The 17,442-nt window shown below is 62.0% G+C and carries 17 protein-coding genes; 13 read left to right on the top strand and 4 right to left on the bottom strand.

Going from position 1 to position 17,442, the window contains the following annotated elements; genetic code table 11:
• Window positions 1-21 precede the first annotated feature (21 nt).
• From AC1D11_RS02160 to AC1D11_RS02120, 9 genes are all read left to right on the top strand, one after another.
• The gene (locus AC1D11_RS02160) at window positions 22-1,038 is read left to right on the top strand and encodes an NAD(P)H-binding protein (protein ID WP_477649422.1); all 1,017 of its coding nucleotides are present in this window, start codon (window positions 22-24) and stop codon (window positions 1,036-1,038) included.
• Window positions 1,010-1,453 (top strand): acyl-CoA thioesterase, encoded by a 444-nt coding sequence (locus AC1D11_RS02155; protein ID WP_477649421.1) that lies wholly within the window; start codon window positions 1,010-1,012, stop codon window positions 1,451-1,453. The genes AC1D11_RS02160 and AC1D11_RS02155 overlap by 29 nt, the downstream gene beginning before the upstream one ends.
• Entirely contained in the window at window positions 1,450-2,196 is a 747-nt protein-coding gene (locus AC1D11_RS02150) for a nitroreductase (protein ID WP_477649420.1), read from the top strand. Before AC1D11_RS02155 ends, AC1D11_RS02150 begins: the two co-directional genes overlap by 4 nt.
• A 142-nt stretch (window positions 2,197-2,338) precedes the next feature.
• Window positions 2,339-2,692 (top strand): FKBP-type peptidyl-prolyl cis-trans isomerase, encoded by a 354-nt coding sequence (locus AC1D11_RS02145; protein WP_457278836.1) that lies wholly within the window; start codon window positions 2,339-2,341, stop codon window positions 2,690-2,692.
• Window positions 2,693-2,795: 103 nt separating this feature from the next.
• Window positions 2,796-3,992, top strand: a complete 1,197-nt coding sequence (gene pncB / locus AC1D11_RS02140; RefSeq protein WP_477649419.1) for a nicotinate phosphoribosyltransferase — start codon at window positions 2,796-2,798, stop codon at window positions 3,990-3,992.
• Between the two features lie 36 nt (window positions 3,993-4,028).
• The gene (locus AC1D11_RS02135) at window positions 4,029-5,333 is read left to right on the top strand and encodes a citrate transporter (protein WP_477649418.1); all 1,305 of its coding nucleotides are present in this window, start codon (window positions 4,029-4,031) and stop codon (window positions 5,331-5,333) included.
• A complete protein-coding gene (locus AC1D11_RS02130; RefSeq protein ID WP_477649417.1) occupies window positions 5,330-6,316 on the top strand; it encodes a 2-hydroxyacid dehydrogenase in 987 nt (328 codons plus the stop codon). The genes AC1D11_RS02135 and AC1D11_RS02130 overlap by 4 nt, the downstream gene beginning before the upstream one ends.
• 36 nt (window positions 6,317-6,352) lie before the next feature.
• Window positions 6,353-7,708: a DNA recombination protein RmuC gene (locus tag AC1D11_RS02125; RefSeq protein ID WP_477649438.1), complete on the top strand. Its 1,356-nt coding sequence runs from the start codon at window positions 6,353-6,355 to the stop codon at window positions 7,706-7,708.
• 24 nt (window positions 7,709-7,732) lie between these two features.
• Window positions 7,733-8,953 carry an MFS transporter gene (locus AC1D11_RS02120; RefSeq protein ID WP_477649416.1) on the top strand — a complete coding sequence of 407 codons (1,221 nt, stop codon included), beginning with the start codon at window positions 7,733-7,735 and terminating at the stop codon, window positions 8,951-8,953.
• On the opposite strand, the gene AC1D11_RS02115 is transcribed toward AC1D11_RS02120, so the two are convergent.
• The 3 genes from AC1D11_RS02115 to earP form a co-directional block, all read right to left on the bottom strand.
• Window positions 8,931-9,794: an LOG family protein gene (locus tag AC1D11_RS02115; protein ID WP_477649415.1), complete on the bottom strand. Its 864-nt coding sequence runs from the start codon at window positions 9,792-9,794 to the stop codon at window positions 8,931-8,933. The genes AC1D11_RS02120 and AC1D11_RS02115 overlap by 23 nt on opposite strands.
• A gap of 115 nt (window positions 9,795-9,909) precedes the next feature.
• Window positions 9,910-10,464 carry an elongation factor P gene (efp, locus tag AC1D11_RS02110; protein WP_411883615.1) on the bottom strand — a complete coding sequence of 185 codons (555 nt, stop codon included), beginning with the start codon at window positions 10,462-10,464 and terminating at the stop codon, window positions 9,910-9,912.
• 117 nt (window positions 10,465-10,581) lie between these two features.
• The gene (gene earP, locus AC1D11_RS02105) at window positions 10,582-11,727 is read right to left on the bottom strand and encodes an elongation factor P maturation arginine rhamnosyltransferase EarP (RefSeq protein ID WP_477649414.1); all 1,146 of its coding nucleotides are present in this window, start codon (window positions 11,725-11,727) and stop codon (window positions 10,582-10,584) included.
• Window positions 11,728-11,770: 43 nt separating this feature from the next.
• Between earP and uvrC the strand changes: the two genes are divergently transcribed.
• The 3 genes from uvrC (at window position 11,771) to AC1D11_RS02090 (ending at window position 15,437) form a co-directional block, all read left to right on the top strand.
• Window positions 11,771-13,765, top strand: coding sequence for an excinuclease ABC subunit UvrC (uvrC, locus tag AC1D11_RS02100; protein WP_477649413.1), 1,995 nt, complete (start codon window positions 11,771-11,773; stop codon window positions 13,763-13,765).
• Between the two features lie 141 nt (window positions 13,766-13,906).
• On the top strand, window positions 13,907-14,473 hold the full coding sequence (gene pgsA / locus AC1D11_RS02095) for a CDP-diacylglycerol--glycerol-3-phosphate 3-phosphatidyltransferase (RefSeq protein ID WP_457278826.1): 567 nt from the start codon (window positions 13,907-13,909) through the stop codon (window positions 14,471-14,473).
• 85 nt (window positions 14,474-14,558) lie between these two features.
• Window positions 14,559-15,437, top strand: a complete 879-nt coding sequence (locus tag AC1D11_RS02090; protein WP_477649437.1) for a DMT family transporter — start codon at window positions 14,559-14,561, stop codon at window positions 15,435-15,437.
• On the opposite strand, the gene AC1D11_RS02085 is transcribed toward AC1D11_RS02090, so the two are convergent.
• Window positions 15,382-16,359 (bottom strand): LysR family transcriptional regulator, encoded by a 978-nt coding sequence (locus tag AC1D11_RS02085; RefSeq protein ID WP_477649412.1) that lies wholly within the window; start codon window positions 16,357-16,359, stop codon window positions 15,382-15,384. The genes AC1D11_RS02090 and AC1D11_RS02085 overlap by 56 nt on opposite strands.
• A gap of 161 nt (window positions 16,360-16,520) precedes the next feature.
• Between AC1D11_RS02085 and AC1D11_RS02080 the strand changes: the two genes are divergently transcribed.
• Window positions 16,521-17,426: an alpha/beta fold hydrolase gene (locus AC1D11_RS02080; RefSeq protein ID WP_477650879.1), complete on the top strand. Its 906-nt coding sequence runs from the start codon at window positions 16,521-16,523 to the stop codon at window positions 17,424-17,426.
• Window positions 17,427-17,442: the final 16 nt, after the last annotated feature.

Raw genomic sequence — 17,442 nt, 5'->3', positions numbered from 1 at the left:
ACACGTCAATTGCCATCGAACATGTCGCCTGCCCTCGAGGACTTCCCGAAAAACATTGCCCCTGGTGCCCTTCGCGTGCTGGTGTTAGGCGGCGCCGGCTTTATTGGCCGACATGCCGTGGCGGCGCTGCACGCGTCGGGCGCGCAGGTTTCGATCGGCAGCCGCCATCCTTCGCGCCACGAAGAGGCCTATCCTTTTGCTGTCTTGCGCCCTGCACGCTTTGAGCAGCTGTTGCAGCCCGATGCGTGGACAACCCTGCTGAAGGATGTGGACGTGGTCGTCAATTGCGTGGGCATCCTTCGCCAGCGGCCGCATGAGTCGTATGACCATGTGCATCACCGCGCGCCGGCGGCGCTGGCCGTCGCTTGCGCCGGCGCCGGCATTCGGCTGATTCATACCTCGGCCCTGGGCTTGCACGCAGGCGCCAAAAGCCGGTTTTTGTCGAGCAAGCTGCTGGGTGAGCACGCCATCGCCGCATCAGGCAGTGACTACGCCATCGTGCGGCCGTCCCTGCTCGACGGCGAGGGCGGCTTTGGTGCCCGCTGGCTGCGCGGCTTGTCGCGCTCGCCGGTGCAATTTATTCCGCGCGGTGCGCGCGGCGGTATTGCGGCGATGGCTGCCACCGATCTTGGGAAAGCGTTTGCCGCGCTTGCGGCTCTTTCTTCCCTGGCGGGTCACCGCGAGGTTGAACTCGGCGGCACCCGCCGATACGGCTACGCGGAGTATTTGCGTGAGCTTCGCGCCGACTACACGGCCACCCCTGCGCTGCAGATTCCAACGCCCAACTGGGCGGCACGCCTGGGTGCGCATGTGTGCGACGTCCTGCACTTTTCGCCTTTCTCTTACGGGCACTGGATTTTGCTGCAGCGGGACAACGTGCCTTCACCCAATCGCTTGCCGGAACTGCTGGGGCGCGAGCCACTTCCGATCAGGCCCGCCGTTAGCCCGGCCGTCCATCCAGAAGCCCGCCTTGAGCCTGGCCAGGTGCACGCTGGCAAAATAGGTTCTCATGACCTCCCCGACACGCCCGCAGGTTGAAGCCCGTAGCGCCTATAAAGCCTTTCGCGACATCGGCACCCGCTGGTCCGACAACGATGTTTACGGCCACGTCAACAACGTCGTCTATTACAGCTGGTTCGATACCGCCGTCAACGGCCTCCTGATTGAGCGCGGCGCCATCGACATCCACACCGGCAGCGTGATCGGCCTGGTGATCGAAACCCAATGCAACTACTTCGCGCCGCTGGCCTTTCCGGAGCCGGTGGTCGCGGGCATCCGCGTGGCACACGTCGGCTCGTCCAGCGTGCGCTACGAAGTGGCCCTGTTCCCCGGCGATAAGGGTGCGCTGTGCGCTGCCCGGGGCCATTTCATCCATGTGTATGTCGACCGCGTCACGCGCCGGCCTGCGCCTCTGCCCCCCGAACTGCTTTCTGTACTGGAGACCCTCCGATGACCCAGGCACCGCCCGTGCTTCCCTATATCACCCCGCGCCGCGCAGGCGATGCGCGCAATGCAGTGGACGAAGCCATCGTCAGCCGGCAGTCGATACGCCAGTTTTTGCCCAAACCGGTGCCGCGCGAGACCATCGCCCACCTGCTGGAAGTGGCCAGCCGCGCGCCTTCTGGCACCAACACCCAGCCCTGGAAGGTCTATGTGCTGCAGGGCGCCAGCCGGGACATGCTGGTGGAAAAAGTCTGTCAGGCCCATGATGCGATATACGCCAACCCCGCGCTGGCCACTGAATACAAAGAAGAATACGACTACTACCCCGAAAAATGGGTGTCACCCTATATCGACCGCCGCCGCGAAAACGGCTGGGGCCTCTATGGGCTGCTGGGCATCACCAAGGGCGACAAGGACAAGATGCATGCGCAGCATCACCGCAACTTCCAGCTGTTCGACGCGCCTGTGGGCCTGATGTTCACGCTGGATCGCGTGATGGGCCGGGGTTCACTGGCGGACTACGGCATGTTTATGCAAAACCTCATGGTGGCCGCACGCGGCCTGGGCTTGCACACATGCCCGCAAGCGGCCTGGAACGGTTTTTCCCGGATCATCCTGCCGCACATCGGCGCGGGTGAGGGCGAAATGCTGGTGTGCGGCATGGCGCTGGGTTATGCCGATGAAACGGCGCTCGTCAACACCTTCCGCACGCCGCGGGTGCCGGCTTCGGAATTCACCACATGGCTTGACTAGGCGCAGCGCAGTTGCATCCCCGCACGCGCCGGCTGGTTTAGGTGTTGCGGGTAAAGTCAGGGATTCGCGAAAAGACGCGATTTCTTTTCGCCTGTTTGGGCTCTGCTTTTTTTGTTTTCACCTGTTTTAGAAGGACCTCACCATGAATCTCACCACCACACCTTCCGGCCTGCAATACGAAGACACCGTGCTGGGCACCGGTGCCATCGCCAAGGCGGGGCAGCATGTCAAGGTTCACTACACGGGCTGGCTCTATAACAACGGCGTCCAGGGCGCCAAGTTCGACTCCAGCAAGGACCGCGGCCAGCCGTTCGAGTTTTCCCTTGGCGCGGGGCAAGTGATCCGCGGCTGGGATGAAGGCGTGCAAGGCATGTCGGTGGGTGGTACGCGCCGCCTCGTCATTCCGGCAGAGCTGGGCTATGGCGCGCGTGGGGCAGGCGGCGTGATTCCACCGAATGCCACCTTGCTGTTTGAAGTAGATTTTCTCGGTACCTGAGCTGGCGCGAGTTGAAGAAGGCCCCGGTGCGGCATTGGCGCCGGGCCTGCTCACCTGATTAACCGCCAAGGCGCCCTGGCGCCGCGGCCCTCAAGCGATCCCCATGATCATCACCAGTTTGCTCGATACCGACTTGTACAAGTTCACCATGATGCAGGTGGTCTTGCACCAGTTTCCGGGCGCCGAGGTGGAATACCGCTTCAAGTGCCGCAACGCCGGTGCACCGGGTATTGGTGATCTGGCGCCCTATGTGACCGAGATACGGGAAGAAATCCGTGGCCTGTGCAGTCTGCGTTTCCAGGATGCCGAGCTGGCTTACCTCAAGGCCATGCGCTTCATCAAGAGCGATTTTGTCGACTTCCTCGGCATCTTCCGGCTCAATGAGAAATACGTCAGCGTCACGGCCTTGCCTTCGGGCGAGATTGACGTGTCCATCAAGGGCCCCTGGCTGCACACCATCCTCTTTGAGATTCCGGTGCTGGCCATCATCAATGAGGTCTACTTTCGCAACACGCAAAAGAAGGCGGACCTCGCCGAGGGGCGCAAGCGCCTGGAGACAAAAATTGGGGAGCTGCAGACGCAAGGGCTGCGAACGCTGAAGATCGCCGATTACGGTACACGCCGCCGGTTTGGCAAAGCGTGGCACGAAGAAGTGCTGCGCACCTTGGTGACGCGGCTGGGAACCGGGGTGGGCGGCCAGTTCGCCGGCACCAGCAATGTTCTGTTTGCCATGAAGCTCGGCCTGACGCCGCTGGGCACCATGGCGCATGAATACCTGCAGGCCTGCCAGGCGCTGGGGCCGCGTCTGCGTGACAGCCAGGTCTTTGGCTTCGAGTCATGGGCCAAGGAATACCGGGGCGACCTCGGGATCGCGTTGTCGGACGTTTACGGCATGAGTGCCTTCCTGCGCGATTTCGACATGTACTTCTGCAAGCTGTTTGACGGCGCCCGCCACGACAGCGGCGACCCGTTCCAGTGGGGCGAGCGCATGCTTGCGCACTACACCAAGAACCGGGTCGACCCGCAGACCAAGACGCTGATTTTCAGCGACGGCCTGACGGTGCCGCGCACCATCGAGCTGTTCCAGCAGTTCAGGGGGCGCTGCCAGCTGGCCTTCGGCATCGGAACCAACCTCACCAATGACCTGGGCTACGAGCCGCTGCAGATCGTCATCAAGATGATCCGGTGCAACGGCCAACCCGTGGCCAAGCTGTCTGACACACCTTCCAAGAACATGTGCGACGACGAAAAATACCTGGCCTATTTGCGGCAGGTGTTTGAAATCGCCTCGCCTGCATAATCGACAGCCTACCTGGCTTATCTTGAAAACCCGCGCGTGACCATTGCAGGCGTTTCCCTTGATTTCGTATTGTTTGGCCTGACGCTGCTCGGCGTTGCAGTGTTCCACCATCACACGCTCAAGGTGGCGTTGGCAGGCCTGGCGGTCATCACGCTTTACAAGCTCGCGCTGGGTGATTTTTCAGGCGTGCCTGGTATGGGCGGCCTGCTGCAATTGCTCGCCCACGAGTGGGTGACGCTCGGCAACTTGCTGGGCCTGTTACTGGGTTTTGCGCTGCTGTCCGATCATTTTGAAAAGAGCGGTATCCCCGCACTGCTGCCGCGCTATCTGCCCGACGACTGGAAAGGCGGCTTTGTGATGCTGGTACTGGTCTTCGTGATCTCCAGTTTTCTCGACAATATCGCGGCGGCCATGATAGGCGGCACCATGGCATCTGCGCTGTACCGCAAGCGTGTTCATATCGGCTTCCTCGCTGCCATCGTGGCCGCCAGCAACGCGGGCGGCTCGGGCAGTGTGGTGGGAGACACCACCACGACCATGATGTGGATTGCCGGGGTTTCGCCGGGCCAGGTCTTCGAGTCCTATGTCGGTGCATTGGTGGCGCTGGCCATCTTCGGCGTGATCGCTGCGCGCCAGCAGCACGCGCTGCAGCCCATCATGAAGGACGCCGCTTCCGGCGCGCATCTGCATTGGGCCCGGCTGGGCATCGTCGCCATCATTCTGCTGTCGGCAGTAGCTGCCAACGTGTATTTCAACCTGCGCGATCCGGCGGTGCTGGAGCAACTGCCGGTGATCGGCATCGCGGTATGGGTGGCCATCGCAGTGACCACGCCCTGGCGCCGGCCTGACTGGCGCTTGTTGCCTGACGCCGCACGCGGCAGTGTGTTTCTGCTGTCGCTGGTGCTTTGCGCTTCCATGATGCCGGTGCAGCATTTGCCGGCCGCCAGCTGGCAAACTGCTTTCGGCCTGGGTTTTGTGAGCGCGGTGTTTGACAACATTCCGCTCACGGCCCTGGCCCTGCACCAGGGCGGCTACGACTGGGGCTTTCTGGCATACGCCGTCGGCTTTGGCGGCAGCATGCTGTGGTTTGGCTCCTCCGCTGGTGTGGCCCTGTCGAATATGTACCCCGAGGCCAAGTCGGTTGGCGCCTGGATCAAGGGCGGCTGGCATGTGGCGCTGGGCTATGTGGCCGGATTTTTCGTCTTGCTGGCCGTGCTTGGCTGGCATCCTGACGCTCCCCGTGCCCGAAAGATTGCAGCGACCGCACCGGCGACGTCCGCAATGCATTCCCCCACCGGGACGGAAGTACCTGCTCCCGCATCACTTGTGAAAACACCATGACCAAACCCAAAATTCTCGTCGCACGCGCCGTATTCCCCGAAGTCATCGCCCGCCTGGAACAGTATTTCGAGGTTGAATCCAACCAGGCCGACGAGACCTGGTCCAAGGCCCAGCTCACCGAGCGTCTCAAGGGAAAGGACGGCGCCTTCACCACCGGCGGCGACAAAATCGATGCGGAGGTGCTGGCCGCCTGCCCGGGTCTCAAAATTTGCGCCAACATGGCGGTGGGCTACAACAACTTCGACATCGACGCGATGACCGCTGCCGGCGTGCTGGCCACCAATGCCCCGGATGTCCTGACCGAAACCACCGCTGATTTCGGTTTTGCCCTGCTGATGGCCACGGCCCGCCGCGTGACCGAAAGCGAGCATTACCTGCGCGCCGGCAAATGGACCAAATGGAGCTACGACATGTTTGCGGGCTCCGACATCCATGGCGCCACGCTGGGCATCCTGGGCATGGGGCGCATAGGGCAGGGCATTGCCAAACGCGGCGCCCATGGATTTGGCATGAAAGTGATTTACCACAACCGCTCGCGCCTGGATGCAACGCTGGAAGCAGAATGCAAAGCCAGCTACGTCGGCAAGGAAGAACTGCTCAAGACGGCAGATCACCTGGTGCTGGTGCTGCCATATTCGCCTTCATCCCACCACACCATTGGTGCGGCAGAACTGGCATTGATGAAGCCAACCGCCAACCTTATCAACATCGCGCGCGGCGGTATCGTCGACGATGCCGCACTCGCTGCGGCCTTGAAGGGCAAGCGCATCGCAGCGGCCGGGCTCGATGTGTTCGAGGGCGAGCCCAAGGTGCATCCCGACTTATTGACCGTACCCAATGTGGTGTTGACGCCGCATATCGCCAGCGCCACCATTCCCACACGTCTGGCGATGGCCAGCCTGGCTGCCGACAACCTGATCGCATATTTCGGCGGCAAGAAGCCGCTGACCCCGCTCAACCCTGCGGTACTGGCCGGCAAATAAGCAGGAAGAAGGCAGCAAGCGGACAATGAACACATGATGGAATCCTGGCTGATGATTGCCTTGTTGGTGGCTAACCTGCTGTTGCTGGTCTGGCTGTTGCTGCGCAAGCCCGCCGAACCGGCGGATAAGGGACGCATCGAGCTGCTGGCGAACATCGCGGCAGGCCACGACAAGCTTGAGCGCGAACTGCGGCGCGAAATCGGCGACAACTCGCGCAGCAGCAGGCAGGAACTGGCGACTACTTTCGCCACCTTCCAGCAAACGCTGGTGCAGCAAAGCGCCGAAGCGATCCGCACGCAGAACACGCAGATCGACGCGTTTTCTCAGCAACTCACCCTGCTGCAAAAAACGCTGTCGGATACCCTGACCACTCAGCTTCAGTCCGTCAGCGAGTCGAACGCCAGGCGCATGGGTGAGGTGCGCGAGACCCTGGAAAAACAGCTGGCGCAACTGCAGCAAACCAATTCGGCCAAGCTCGATGAGATGCGCAAGACGGTCGACGAAAAACTGCAGACGACACTGGAGACGCGCCTGGGCGAAAGCTTCAAGCAGGTAGCCGATCGGCTCGAACAGGTGCACAAAGGCCTGGGTGAGATGCAGACGCTGGCGCAAGGCGTGGGCGACCTCAAGCATTTGCTCACCAACGTGAAAACACGCGGCATTTTCGGTGAAGCACAACTGTCGGCCTTGCTGGAACAGGTGTTCACCGTCGACCAGTATGCGGCCCAGGTCATTACCCGCCGCGGCGGCAAGAACCCTGTCGATTTCGCCATCAAGCTGCCTGGCCGGTCTGATTCGGGCGAGCCTTTGTGGCTGCCGATTGACGCGAAATTTCCCAATGAGGACTATGAGCGCCTGCTGGATGCGCAGCAGCGCGCCGACGTGCTGGGCGCGGAGATCGCCGGCAAGGCGCTTGAAGTGCGGATTCGCAATGAGGCCAAGTCGATCTCCGAGAAATACATAGACCCGCCTTACACAACCGATTTTGCGATTCTTTTTTTGCCGACCGAGGGCCTCTATGCCGAAGTGCTGCGCCGGCCCGGCCTGATGGAATTCCTGCAGCGCGACCACCGTGTCACGCTGGCCGGCCCGACGACTCTGCTGGCCATGCTCAATTCACTGCAGATGGGCTTTCGTACGCTGGCGCTGGAAAAACGCTCCAGCGAAGTCTGGCAGGTGCTGGGGGCGGTGAAGACCGAGTTCGGCAAGTTCGGCGACGTGCTGGCCAAGGTCAAGTCGCAGACCGAAACCGTACTCAACACGCTGAGCAGCGCCGAGCAGCGCAGCCGTGTCATGGGCAAGGCCCTGCGCAATGTCGAAGCGCTGCCGGAAATCGATTCTGCCCGCCTGCTTCCATTGGACCCGCTTGACAAAGACCTGGACAACATTTGATGCGCACCGCATGAGCTGTGCGTCATGACACCTGAACTTGCACGCCTTATCGTGGCGCAGATCTGCCTGCACGCCTGCATGGCCGGCACGCGCATGGCGGCGCCCCTGCTGGCGCTGCGTGAGGGCTACAGCCCTGCGGCGGTGGGAGTGCTGCTTGCGTTGTTTGCCCTGACGCAAGTCTTCCTGGCGCTGCCGGCCGGCCGTTTCGCCGACCGGCATGGCCTCAGGCGCCCGATCCGGTACAGCGTGTTTGCTGCGGTGCTGGGAGCCGGGGCTGCGGTGGCCTTTCCGGTGTTTCCGGTGCTGTGTCTGGCGGCGCTGCTCACGGGCGGCGCCACCGGCGCGGCCGTTATTTCCCTGCAGCGTCACGTGGGCCGTGCGGCGGTCGGAGCACTGGAGTTGCGTCAGGTATTCAGCTGGCTGGCCATTGGTCCGGCGGTGTCCAATTTCATCGGGCCGTTTTCTGCCGGCCTGCTGATCGACCATGTGGGTGCTGTGCCTGGAAGTACTTCCGGCTACCGTGCGGCTTTTTTGCTGATGGCGATTCTGCCGCTGGCCTGCTGGTTCCTGGTGCGCAAGACACGGGAACTCCCGCCGGTGATCGCCGCCAGCGGCGGGGTGCAGCCCAAGGCCTGGGATTTGCTGCGCCAGGCCAATTTTCGCCGCCTCATGCTGGTGAACTGGTTTCTGTCATCCTGCTGGGACGTCCATACTTTTGTGGTGCCGGTGCTGGGTTTTGAGCGCGGCATCAGTGCCTCGGTCATAGGCACCATCCTGGGATCGTTTGCGGTGGCCGCAGCGTTGATCCGCATGGTGATGCCGCTGGTGGCGGCCCATCTGCGCGAGTGGAAGGTGCTGGCAGTCTCCATGCTGGCGACAGCCGCACTGTTCGGCATCTACCCGTTGATGCATTCGGCGATCGGCATGGGCCTGTGCTCCATCCTGCTGGGCCTTGCGCTGGGCATGGTGCAACCCATGGTGATGAGCATGCTGCACCAGATCACACCGGAAGCCCGCCACGGTGAAGCGCTGGGGCTGCGCCTGATGGCGATCAATGCATCCAGCGTGGTGATGCCCATGTTGTTTGGCTCCGCCGGCGCGCTGATGGGAATTGGCGGGGTCTTCTGGGTCACCGGGGCCATGGTCGGCGCGGGTTCACGCGCGGCGTGGCTGCTCAAGGACAGCATGTCTGCCCATGGCGGCCACCAGCCCGAAACCGGGCCTACAGACGGTAAAAGTCCTTGATCAGGTCCCAGGCGACCTGCGCGTCGTCCACATACTGAAAGAGTTTGAGGTCGTTGGGCGATATCACGCCTTCTTCCACCAGCATGTCGGTGTTGAGCAGGCGCTTCCAGTAGCTGCTGCCAAAAAGGATGATGGGCACCGGCTTGGCCTTGCGGGTCTGCACCAGCGTGACGACTTCAAACAGTTCGTCGAGCGTGCCGAAACCACCCGGAAACACCACAAGCGCCTTGGCGCGCATCATGAAGTGCATCTTGCGCAGCGCGAAGTAGTGGAATTTGAATGACAGCTCGGGTGGCACGTAGGGGTTGGCGGCTTCCTCCATGGGCAGGGCGATCGCCAGGCCCACACTTAAGCCCCCGGCCTCGTGCGCTCCCCGGTTGGCCGCCTGCATGATGCCCGGGCCACCGCCGGTGCAGATGAAGAGCTTGGTCTCGGGCGGCTTTGTCTCGCTGTATTGCGCCACCAGCTTGCCGAAGGCGCGGGCTTTTTCGTAATAGTGGGCATTGCGTGCCAGTTTTCGCGCGCGGTCTATGGTTTCGGCGTCACCACCTGCCTCGGCTTCGGCCACCATGGTGACTGAATCTTCCTCGCTGCGAAACCTGGCGCTGCCGAAAACGACCACTGTGTTTTCAATGCCATGGGCCTGCTGTTCCAGGTCGGGTTTAAGCAGTTCCAGCTGGAAGCGGATCCCGCGTGTTTCACGCCGCAGCAAAAACTCCGGGTCGGCAAATGCCAGCCGCGAAGCGTCGGCTTCCAGCGGTGTGCCTTCCCGTGCGTGGGCCTGCAGCTCAGCCCAGGCGTTGGCCAGGCGGCCGACGGATAAATCTTGTTTTTGGTCCATGAGCTTATTGTGAACGATCAGGCGGGGGTGGTTGCTTTTCCGGAACCGGGGCCCGCACAAACAAAAAAGGCTCCGTGAGGAGCCATTTCTGGAAGACATAAGAACAGAAGCGGGTTTACACGCGCTTGCGGTATTCGCCGGTGCGGGTGTCGATTTCGACCACGTCACCTTGCGCCACAAAGATGGGCACGCCGATTTCAAAACCGGTGGCGATCTTGGCAGGCTTCAGAACCTTGCCGGAGGTGTCGCCCTTGACGGCGGGTTCGGTCCAGGTGATTTCGCGCTGCACGCTGGTGGGCAGTTCAACCGAGATGGCCTTGCCGTCGTAGAACACGACTTCCAGTTCCATGCCGTCCTGCAGGTAATTGAGCGAATCGCCCATGTTTTCCGCTTCGACTTCGTACTGGTTGTATTCGGAGTCCATGCAGACGTACAGCGGGTCTGCGAAGTAGGAGTAGGTGCAATCCTTCTTGTCCAGCACGATCTGGTCGATCTTGTCGTCGGCCTTGAACACGACTTCGGTGTTGAAGTTGGCGACCAGGCTTTTGAGCTTCATGCGCACGGTGGCGGAATTGCGCCCGCCGCGGCTGTATTCGGTCTTGAGCACCACCATCGGGTCTTTGCCGTTCATGATGACGTTGCCGGCGCGGATTTCTTGAGCGATTTTCATAGCAGTTTTACTGAGGTAGGCCGCTAAACGCTTGCACCGGTGTGCAGGTTCCGCGGCGGGTTGTGCAGGACGCCAAAGTCTGGTCGACCTTCAGGCTGTTCTGCAAAGCCTATGATTTTAACGTTTTTTTGCCACGAAACCGAGCAGCCGGGTGCCCAGGTCGTCCTGGGCCATGAGGCGGGAGCGGGCCGCCTGGGCTGTTGCTTGCCAGGCCGGCAGGTCAATGGGCAAGGGCGCCAGGCCGCCGGCGGTGGGTGGCGACGCTGTTTTGCTGTTCCAGGCGGCGTGAAAAGCCTGCAGTGAGGGGGGCGCCTGGAGCATGTCCAGGAAGGCCTGCAGCTTGGCCAGGTGGGCGCCGTCATGCTGCGGATAGATGTGCCAGACGAAAGGCTTGCCGGCCCAAAGTGCCCGCACCACCGAGTCCTCCCCGCGCACGAAATTCAGGTCCGAGGCCCAGAGCAGGTGATCGAATTCGGTCTGTGCCAGCAAGGGCAGGTATGAAATTGATAGCTGCTGGCGCCCGCCCTTATTGGGCTGTGGCCGATTTTTATCATCAAGCAGGGCGCGAACAGCATTTGTGGCACGCCCCGCAGCTACCAGCAGATGCACCGGCTTGCCTTGCAGGCCGTGTCCTGAAAACTGCGCCAGCAGGCCTTCGAGCTCGGGGGGCTCATAGCAAAACAGGGACACCAGGGTTTCGCCGCCCCAATGGATTCCGTGGGTTTTCAGCCAGCCGGCGCGGTCAAAGCCTGCCTGCCTGTCCTGCAGGCCTGGCTCGCGCAGCAGCCCGCCGGTATCAGCCGTGAAGCCCGGGTAGAAAAACCACTTGGTCCAGCCGGCGGCCGGGCCGCTTTGTACCGGCGACGGCATGGCGTGGGAGCGCTCCACGTAGTCCTCGGCAGACAGGTATTCGAGATTGATCCATACGGGTTTTTGGCCTCCAGCCCAATGCTGTCGGGCGCAAGCAGCTATGAAATCAGGAGCAACTTCACAGCCGAAGGCCTCAACCAGCACATCGCAGGGTTGCCCGGCGAGGTCGGCGGCGTCCAGGTCCAGGGGCTGTTCACCGGATGGCCACGGAAATACCTGCACGCCATCACGGCCCCCGGAGGCCATCCATGCCAGCGCGGATGCGTCATCCACCCAGAGCCGCACTGTATGCCCGCGCGAGGCCAGGTCGGCGGCCAGGCGCCAGCACACACCAATGTCCCCGAAGTTGTCGATGACTTTGCAAAAAATGTCCCACTGCAGGCTGCGATTCATGAAAGGATTGTCCACAATACGGCCAGTTGCACCATCTCAGCCCATGACCAAAGCCCACGAATTTGACCCCCAACTGCTCAGCGAAGTTGCCGCGCTGCCCGCCTTGCCCGGCGTGTACCGCTACTTCGATGCGGAGGGCGGCGTGCTCTATGTCGGCAAGGCGCGCAACCTGAAGAAGCGGGTCTCCAACTACTTCCAGAAGAACCACGGCGGCACGCGCATCGGCCATATGGTGACCAGGATCGCCCGCATGGAAACCACGGTGGTGCGATCGGAAGCCGAAGCGCTGCTGCTCGAAAACAACCTGATCAAGACGCTGAACCCGAAATTCAACATCCTGTTCCGGGACGACAAGAGCTACCCCTACCTCAAGCTGACAGGTGCGCGCCCGGCCGAAGAAGGTGCTGCGCCCACGGCTGCGGTGTTCCCGCGCATTGCCTACTACCGCGGCGCAGTCGAGAAAAAGCACCGCTACTTCGGCCCATACCCCAGCGCCTGGGCGGTGAAAGACACCATCTTGCTATTGCAAAAGGTGTTCCGGCTTCGCACCTGCGAAGACACGGTGTTCAACAACCGCACCCGGCCCTGCCTGCTGTACCAGATCAAGCGCTGCTCCGCACCCTGTGTGGGCCATGTGTCACCCGAGCAGTACGCACTGGACACTGCCAATGCCGAGCGCTTTTTGCAAGGCCAGGCCCAGGACATCCTGACCGAGCTCGAGAGAAAAATGCTGGTGCATGCCGACAAGCTGGAGTTTGAGCAGGCTGCGGAATTGCGCAACCAGATGTCGGCGCTGTCCAAGGTGCTGCACCAGCAGTCCATGGAAATCGGCGGCGACAAGGACGTCGACATCCTGGCTGTGAAAGTGCAGGGCGGCAAGGCCTGCGTCAACCTGGCGATGGTGCGTGGCGGCCGGCATCTGGGTGACAGAGCGTACTTTCCGAGCCATGTGGAAAACGCGACCGATGCCTCCGCGCTGGATGCCGAGATCGATGCGGATGCCAGGCTGGCAGCGCAAGCCGGGGCGGCCGGTGAAAGTGCCGTGCCGGTGCCTGCGCCCCTACCTGTGGGCAAGTCCCTGGAGGCCCTGGTGCTGGAAGCCTTTATCGCGCAGCATTACATTGACGTACCCGTTCCACCCACTCTGGTGTGCAGCGAGCCGGTGGACAAAGAGCTGATGGAGGCGTTGACCGCGCAGACCGGTACCAAGGTCACGGCCATCCACCAGCCGCGCGAGCAACGCCGCATCTGGCTGGAAATGGCACAGAAGAACGCCGGCCTGCAGCTGGCCCGGCTGCTGGCGGAGCAAGGCTCCCAGCAGGCGCGCACGCGCGCGCTGGCCGAGGCGCTTGATTTGCCGCTCGACAACCTTGACACGCTGCGCATCGAATGCTTTGACATCTCACACACCGCCGGTGAGTCGACACAGGCCTCCTGCGTCGTGTTCCAGGAGCACAAGATGGTCAACAGCGAATACCGCCGCTACAACATCGAAGGCATCACGCCGGGCGACGACTACGCCGCCATGCGGCAGGTACTGATGCGCCGCTATACCCGGCTGGCCGAAGCCGCACGCAATGGGGAGGCCAAGCTGCCCGACCTGGTACTGGTCGACGGCGGCAAGGGGCAGGTGTCGATGGCGCGCGAGGTGTTCGGGGAACTGGGCCTGGACCTGGGGCTGATTGCCGGCGTTGAAAAAGGGGAGGGCCGCAAGGTCGGGCTGGAAGAGCTCGTGTTTGCGGACGGCCGTGACAAGGTTTATTTGGGGCGGGATTCGGCCGCGCTGATGCTGATCGCACAGATCCGCGACGAAGCCCACCGTTTCGCCATCACGGGCATGCGGGCCAAGCGCGCCAAGGTGCGTGTGGGCGGCAGCAAGCTTGAGGACATTGCCGGCATTGGCCCCAAGCGGCGCGCCAGCTTGTTGCAGCGCTTCGGCGGCATTCGCGGCATCGCCTCGGCCAGCGCGGAAGACATTGCCACGGTGGATGGCATTTCGAAGGACCTGGCCGAGGAAATCTACCGCGCCCTGCATTGAGGCGGCATCGGTTGCGTGCCCTTTTTTCGACAGCAGTTCCTTGAAATTTGCGCAGATGTATTTGTGCAACGGAACGCACTGTTTTGGCGTGCTTTGCACCGCTATCCGGCACCACTGCACGGCTCATGCCAAAATCGGGTCATGTTTCTGACCATCCCTACGCTGATGACCTGGACCCGCATCGTTGCGATTCCGCTGATCGTGGGGGTGTTCTACCTGAACCTGGCGCCCACGGAGCGCAACCTGATTGCCACCGTGATGTTCGTCGTGTTTGCCGCCACCGACTGGCTGGACGGCTTCCTGGCGCGCAAGCTCAACCAGACTTCTTCCTTCGGCGCTTTCCTCGATCCGGTGGCCGACAAGTTTCTGGTCTGCGCCTCTTTGCTGGTGCTGGTGCACCTGCAGCGTGCCGACGTGTTTGTCGCGCTCATCATCATCGGCCGCGAGATCGCCATCTCTGCGCTGCGCGAGTGGATGGCCCTGATTGGCGCGACCAAAAGTGTGGCCGTGCACATGCTCGGCAAGGTCAAGACCACGGTGCAGATGATTGCCATCCCTTTCCTGCTGTTCGACGGCGTGCTGTTCGGCGTGATCAACACGCATGTGTGGGGCACCTGGCTGATCTGGATCTCCGCCATCCTGACGGTCTGGTCCATGATTTATTACCTGAAAAAAGCCATCCCGGAAATCCGCGCGCGCGCCAAGTAATCCTGCCCTTGGTGTTGCCGTTCTAAGGCTTCTGTCCTTGAGTTCTTCCTCTTCTTCATCCTCTTCCGGTGCGCTGATCCGGGCCATGCCCGCCGTGTTTGTGCTGATCTGGAGCACCGGCTTTATCGTCGCCAAATATGGCTTGCCGTATGCGCCGCCGCTGACTTTCCTGGCGATCCGTTATTTCCTGTCGATTGTTTGCTTTCTTGTCTGGATCGTTCTGGCCCGCGCCGCGTGGCCGCAAGGCCGGGCGCAATGGCTGCATCTGGCCATGACCGGCGTGCTGATGCATGCCGGTTATCTGGGTGGTGTCTGGATTGCCGTGAAGTCGGGCATGGGTTCCGGGTTGACCGCACTCATAGTCGGACTTCAGCCGGTGTTGACTGCGCTGTGGGTTTCCTGGGTTGCCTCGCCCGAAGCAAACGGCGGCGAGGCCAAGGTCACTTCACGCCAGTGGGCCGGTCTGGCGCTGGGGCTGGGCGGGCTGTTGCTGGTGGTTTCGCGTAAATTTGGCACGGGCCATGAAGTGACGGCGCTGACGCTGGCCTGCACGGTCTTTGCGTTGTTCAGCATCACTGCGGGAACGCTTTACCAGAAGCGTTTTGTCAAACCTGCCGATGTGCGCAGTGCCAATGCCATTCAGCTGGCCGCTGCTTTCGTGGTGACCCTGCCGCTTGCGCTGTTTGAAACTGAAGCGATTACCTGGAACCACCAGGTTCTGGGCGCCATGGCGTGGTCGGTGCTGGTGCTCACGCTGGGAGGAAGCTCCCTGCTTTACCTTTTGATCCAGCGTGGCGCAGCTACAGCCGTGACCAGTCTGCTGTATCTGGTTCCGCCAACGACCGCCCTGATGGCATGGCTGTTGTTTGACGAACCCATTACGCTCAGCACGATTGCCGGCACCGCGCTCACTGCGTTGGGCGTGAGCCTCGTGGTGCGGGCCGCGAAGCCGGCGGCAGTGTAGTTTTCCAGGGCGCCTCCTGGAACTGTGCGACCAGGTGGTCAATCAGCAGGCGAATACGGCGTGGCTGGTCGGGGCGGTATGGGGCCAGCCAGTGAATGTCGGCATCTGGCATTGAATAGGCCGGTAAAACGCGCACGAGCCGGCCCGATGCGATGTGCGGCGCAATATCCCAAAGGCTGCGCAGCATGATGCCGCGGCCTTCCATGCACCAGTCGCGTACCAATTCCCCTGAATTGCTGGCCAGCGGGCCGTGCACGCGAACGCGCACCGCTGTTTTCTCGCGTTCCCTGTGCAGCGGCCAGACGTCAAAACGCTGTCCCGGGGCATTGCCGTTTTCGCGCACGATCAGGCAGGAGTGGTCCTGCAAGGCCTCCAGGCTGGCGGGTGAACCGTGTTGTTTGATGTAGCGGGGCGAGGCCACCATGATGCGCTGGTTGCGTGCAAGACGGCGAGACACCCACTGGGCCGCCTGCCGACCCTGTATCGACCAGAGCCAGATGGCGCCGTCGTAACCCTCCAGCGCGAGGTCGGGCAAATGCTCGGTGAGTTCCAGCTGTATCTCGACACGCGGATAACGCTCCTGGAATTCCGCCAGCGCAGGGCCCAGCCACAGGCGGCCGAACCCAAAAGTTGCAGCGAGCCGGATCAGACCGGTGGGCTCCGCTTTTCGTTCCTGTAACTCTGCCTCAAGCGCCTGGAAGCCCTGCAGGAGGATGATGGCCCGTTCGCAGACTGTTTCGCCTTCGGCGGTGGGGCTGACGCGCCGGGTCGTGCGCTGGAATAGCCGCTGGCCCAGCCTGGCCTCCAGTGCGGCAAGCCGCTTGGTGACGACCGGCGGCGCCACATCCAGGCTTTGCGCTGCGGCCGCCAGGCTCCCGTGCTCGCGAACGGCAAGCACCAGTTCAAGGTCGCTGCGTTCCATTGATTAATTCCTTTTTGGAAATAATTAATTGCCTGATTATTGCTTGTATTGGATGCCGCTGTTCTACAAAATCAGGCAAGGATCTAAAAATCGTTCAAGGCATTCAACGCCGGAGCACCGGGGAATTGATTGCGCGAAGGTGAACCAAAGGCAACTGATTGATGTTTGAGAATTTCGTTTCGTGCGATGTCGACGGCCCGGCTGGCAGCTTGCACACCCTGCGGGGCGGCGCAGGGGCGCCACTTCTGTTGCTCCATGGGCACCCGCAAACCCACGCGATGTGGCACCTGGTCGCCGGAGCGCTTGCGAAAAAATTCACCGTCGTGATGATGGACCTGCGCGGTTACGGTGACTCCGCACGGGTTGCCGGTGACTTGGCGCACGAGGCCTATTCCAAACGCGCGATGGCGCTGGATGCCGTCGCCGTCATGCGTCACCATGGGTTCGAACGGTTCCAGGTGCTGGCGCACGACCGCGGCGCGCGTGTAGCCCATCGCCTTGCGGCGGATCATCCCGGCGCGGTTCAGCGGTTGATGCTGCTTGACATCGCGCCCACGCTGGCCATGTATGACAACACGACGGAGGCCTTTGCGCGCGCTTACTGGCACTGGTTTTTCCTGATCCAGCCCCCGCCGCTGCCCGAAGCGTTGATCGAGTCCGATCCGGTGCGGTATGTACGCAGCGTGATGGGCAAGCGCCATGCGGGCCTTGCGGCTTTTGCGCCAGCCGCACTGGCCGAGTACGAACGCTGCGCGCAAATCCCCGGCACCGCTCAAAGTATCTGCGAAGACTACCGCGCCTCTTCCACCATCGACCTGGAGCACGACCGCGCGGACGTCACTGCCGGCCTGCGTCTGGCGCAGCCGCTGCGGGTGCTGTGGGGTGACCATGGCGCGGTAGGTCAATGCTTTGATGTGCTGAGTCTCTGGCAAGACAGGGCTACAGATGTCTCGGGCCGAAGCCTGCCTTGTGGCCACTACATTGCGGAAGAAGCGCCGGGGTTGCTGCTGGCAGAAGCACTGGATTTTTTCAAACCTGAACCAGCGGCTCTCAGCGGGTCAAATTAACGCCAACCACATCCAA

It is taken from the genome of Polaromonas sp. P1_E11 (assembly GCF_056405995.1).
Note: the sequence above shows the minus strand (reverse complement) of the source record. Positions and strands in the feature narration are given on the sequence as shown.

Coding starts and splice junctions, on each gene's coding strand:
- AC1D11_RS02160 (WP_477649422.1), top strand. CDS start 22: ATGTCGCCTGCCCTCGAGGACTTCCCGAAAAACATTGCCCCTGGTGCC.
- AC1D11_RS02155 (WP_477649421.1), top strand. CDS start 1,010: ATGACCTCCCCGACACGCCCGCAGGTTGAAGCCCGTAGCGCCTATAAA.
- AC1D11_RS02150 (WP_477649420.1), top strand. CDS start 1,450: ATGACCCAGGCACCGCCCGTGCTTCCCTATATCACCCCGCGCCGCGCA.
- AC1D11_RS02145 (WP_457278836.1), top strand. CDS start 2,339: ATGAATCTCACCACCACACCTTCCGGCCTGCAATACGAAGACACCGTG.
- pncB (WP_477649419.1), top strand. CDS start 2,796: ATGATCATCACCAGTTTGCTCGATACCGACTTGTACAAGTTCACCATG.
- AC1D11_RS02130 (WP_477649417.1), top strand. CDS start 5,330: ATGACCAAACCCAAAATTCTCGTCGCACGCGCCGTATTCCCCGAAGTC.
- AC1D11_RS02125 (WP_477649438.1), top strand. CDS start 6,353: ATGGAATCCTGGCTGATGATTGCCTTGTTGGTGGCTAACCTGCTGTTG.
- AC1D11_RS02120 (WP_477649416.1), top strand. CDS start 7,733: ATGACACCTGAACTTGCACGCCTTATCGTGGCGCAGATCTGCCTGCAC.
- AC1D11_RS02115 (WP_477649415.1), bottom strand. CDS start 9,794: ATGGACCAAAAACAAGATTTATCCGTCGGCCGCCTGGCCAACGCCTGG.
- efp (WP_411883615.1), bottom strand. CDS start 10,464: ATGAAAATCGCTCAAGAAATCCGCGCCGGCAACGTCATCATGAACGGC.
- earP (WP_477649414.1), bottom strand. CDS start 11,727: ATGAATCGCAGCCTGCAGTGGGACATTTTTTGCAAAGTCATCGACAAC.
- uvrC (WP_477649413.1), top strand. CDS start 11,771: ATGACCAAAGCCCACGAATTTGACCCCCAACTGCTCAGCGAAGTTGCC.
- pgsA (WP_457278826.1), top strand. CDS start 13,907: ATGTTTCTGACCATCCCTACGCTGATGACCTGGACCCGCATCGTTGCG.
- AC1D11_RS02090 (WP_477649437.1), top strand. CDS start 14,559: ATGCCCGCCGTGTTTGTGCTGATCTGGAGCACCGGCTTTATCGTCGCC.
- AC1D11_RS02085 (WP_477649412.1), bottom strand. CDS start 16,359: ATGGAACGCAGCGACCTTGAACTGGTGCTTGCCGTTCGCGAGCACGGG.
- AC1D11_RS02080 (WP_477650879.1), top strand. CDS start 16,521: ATGTTTGAGAATTTCGTTTCGTGCGATGTCGACGGCCCGGCTGGCAGC.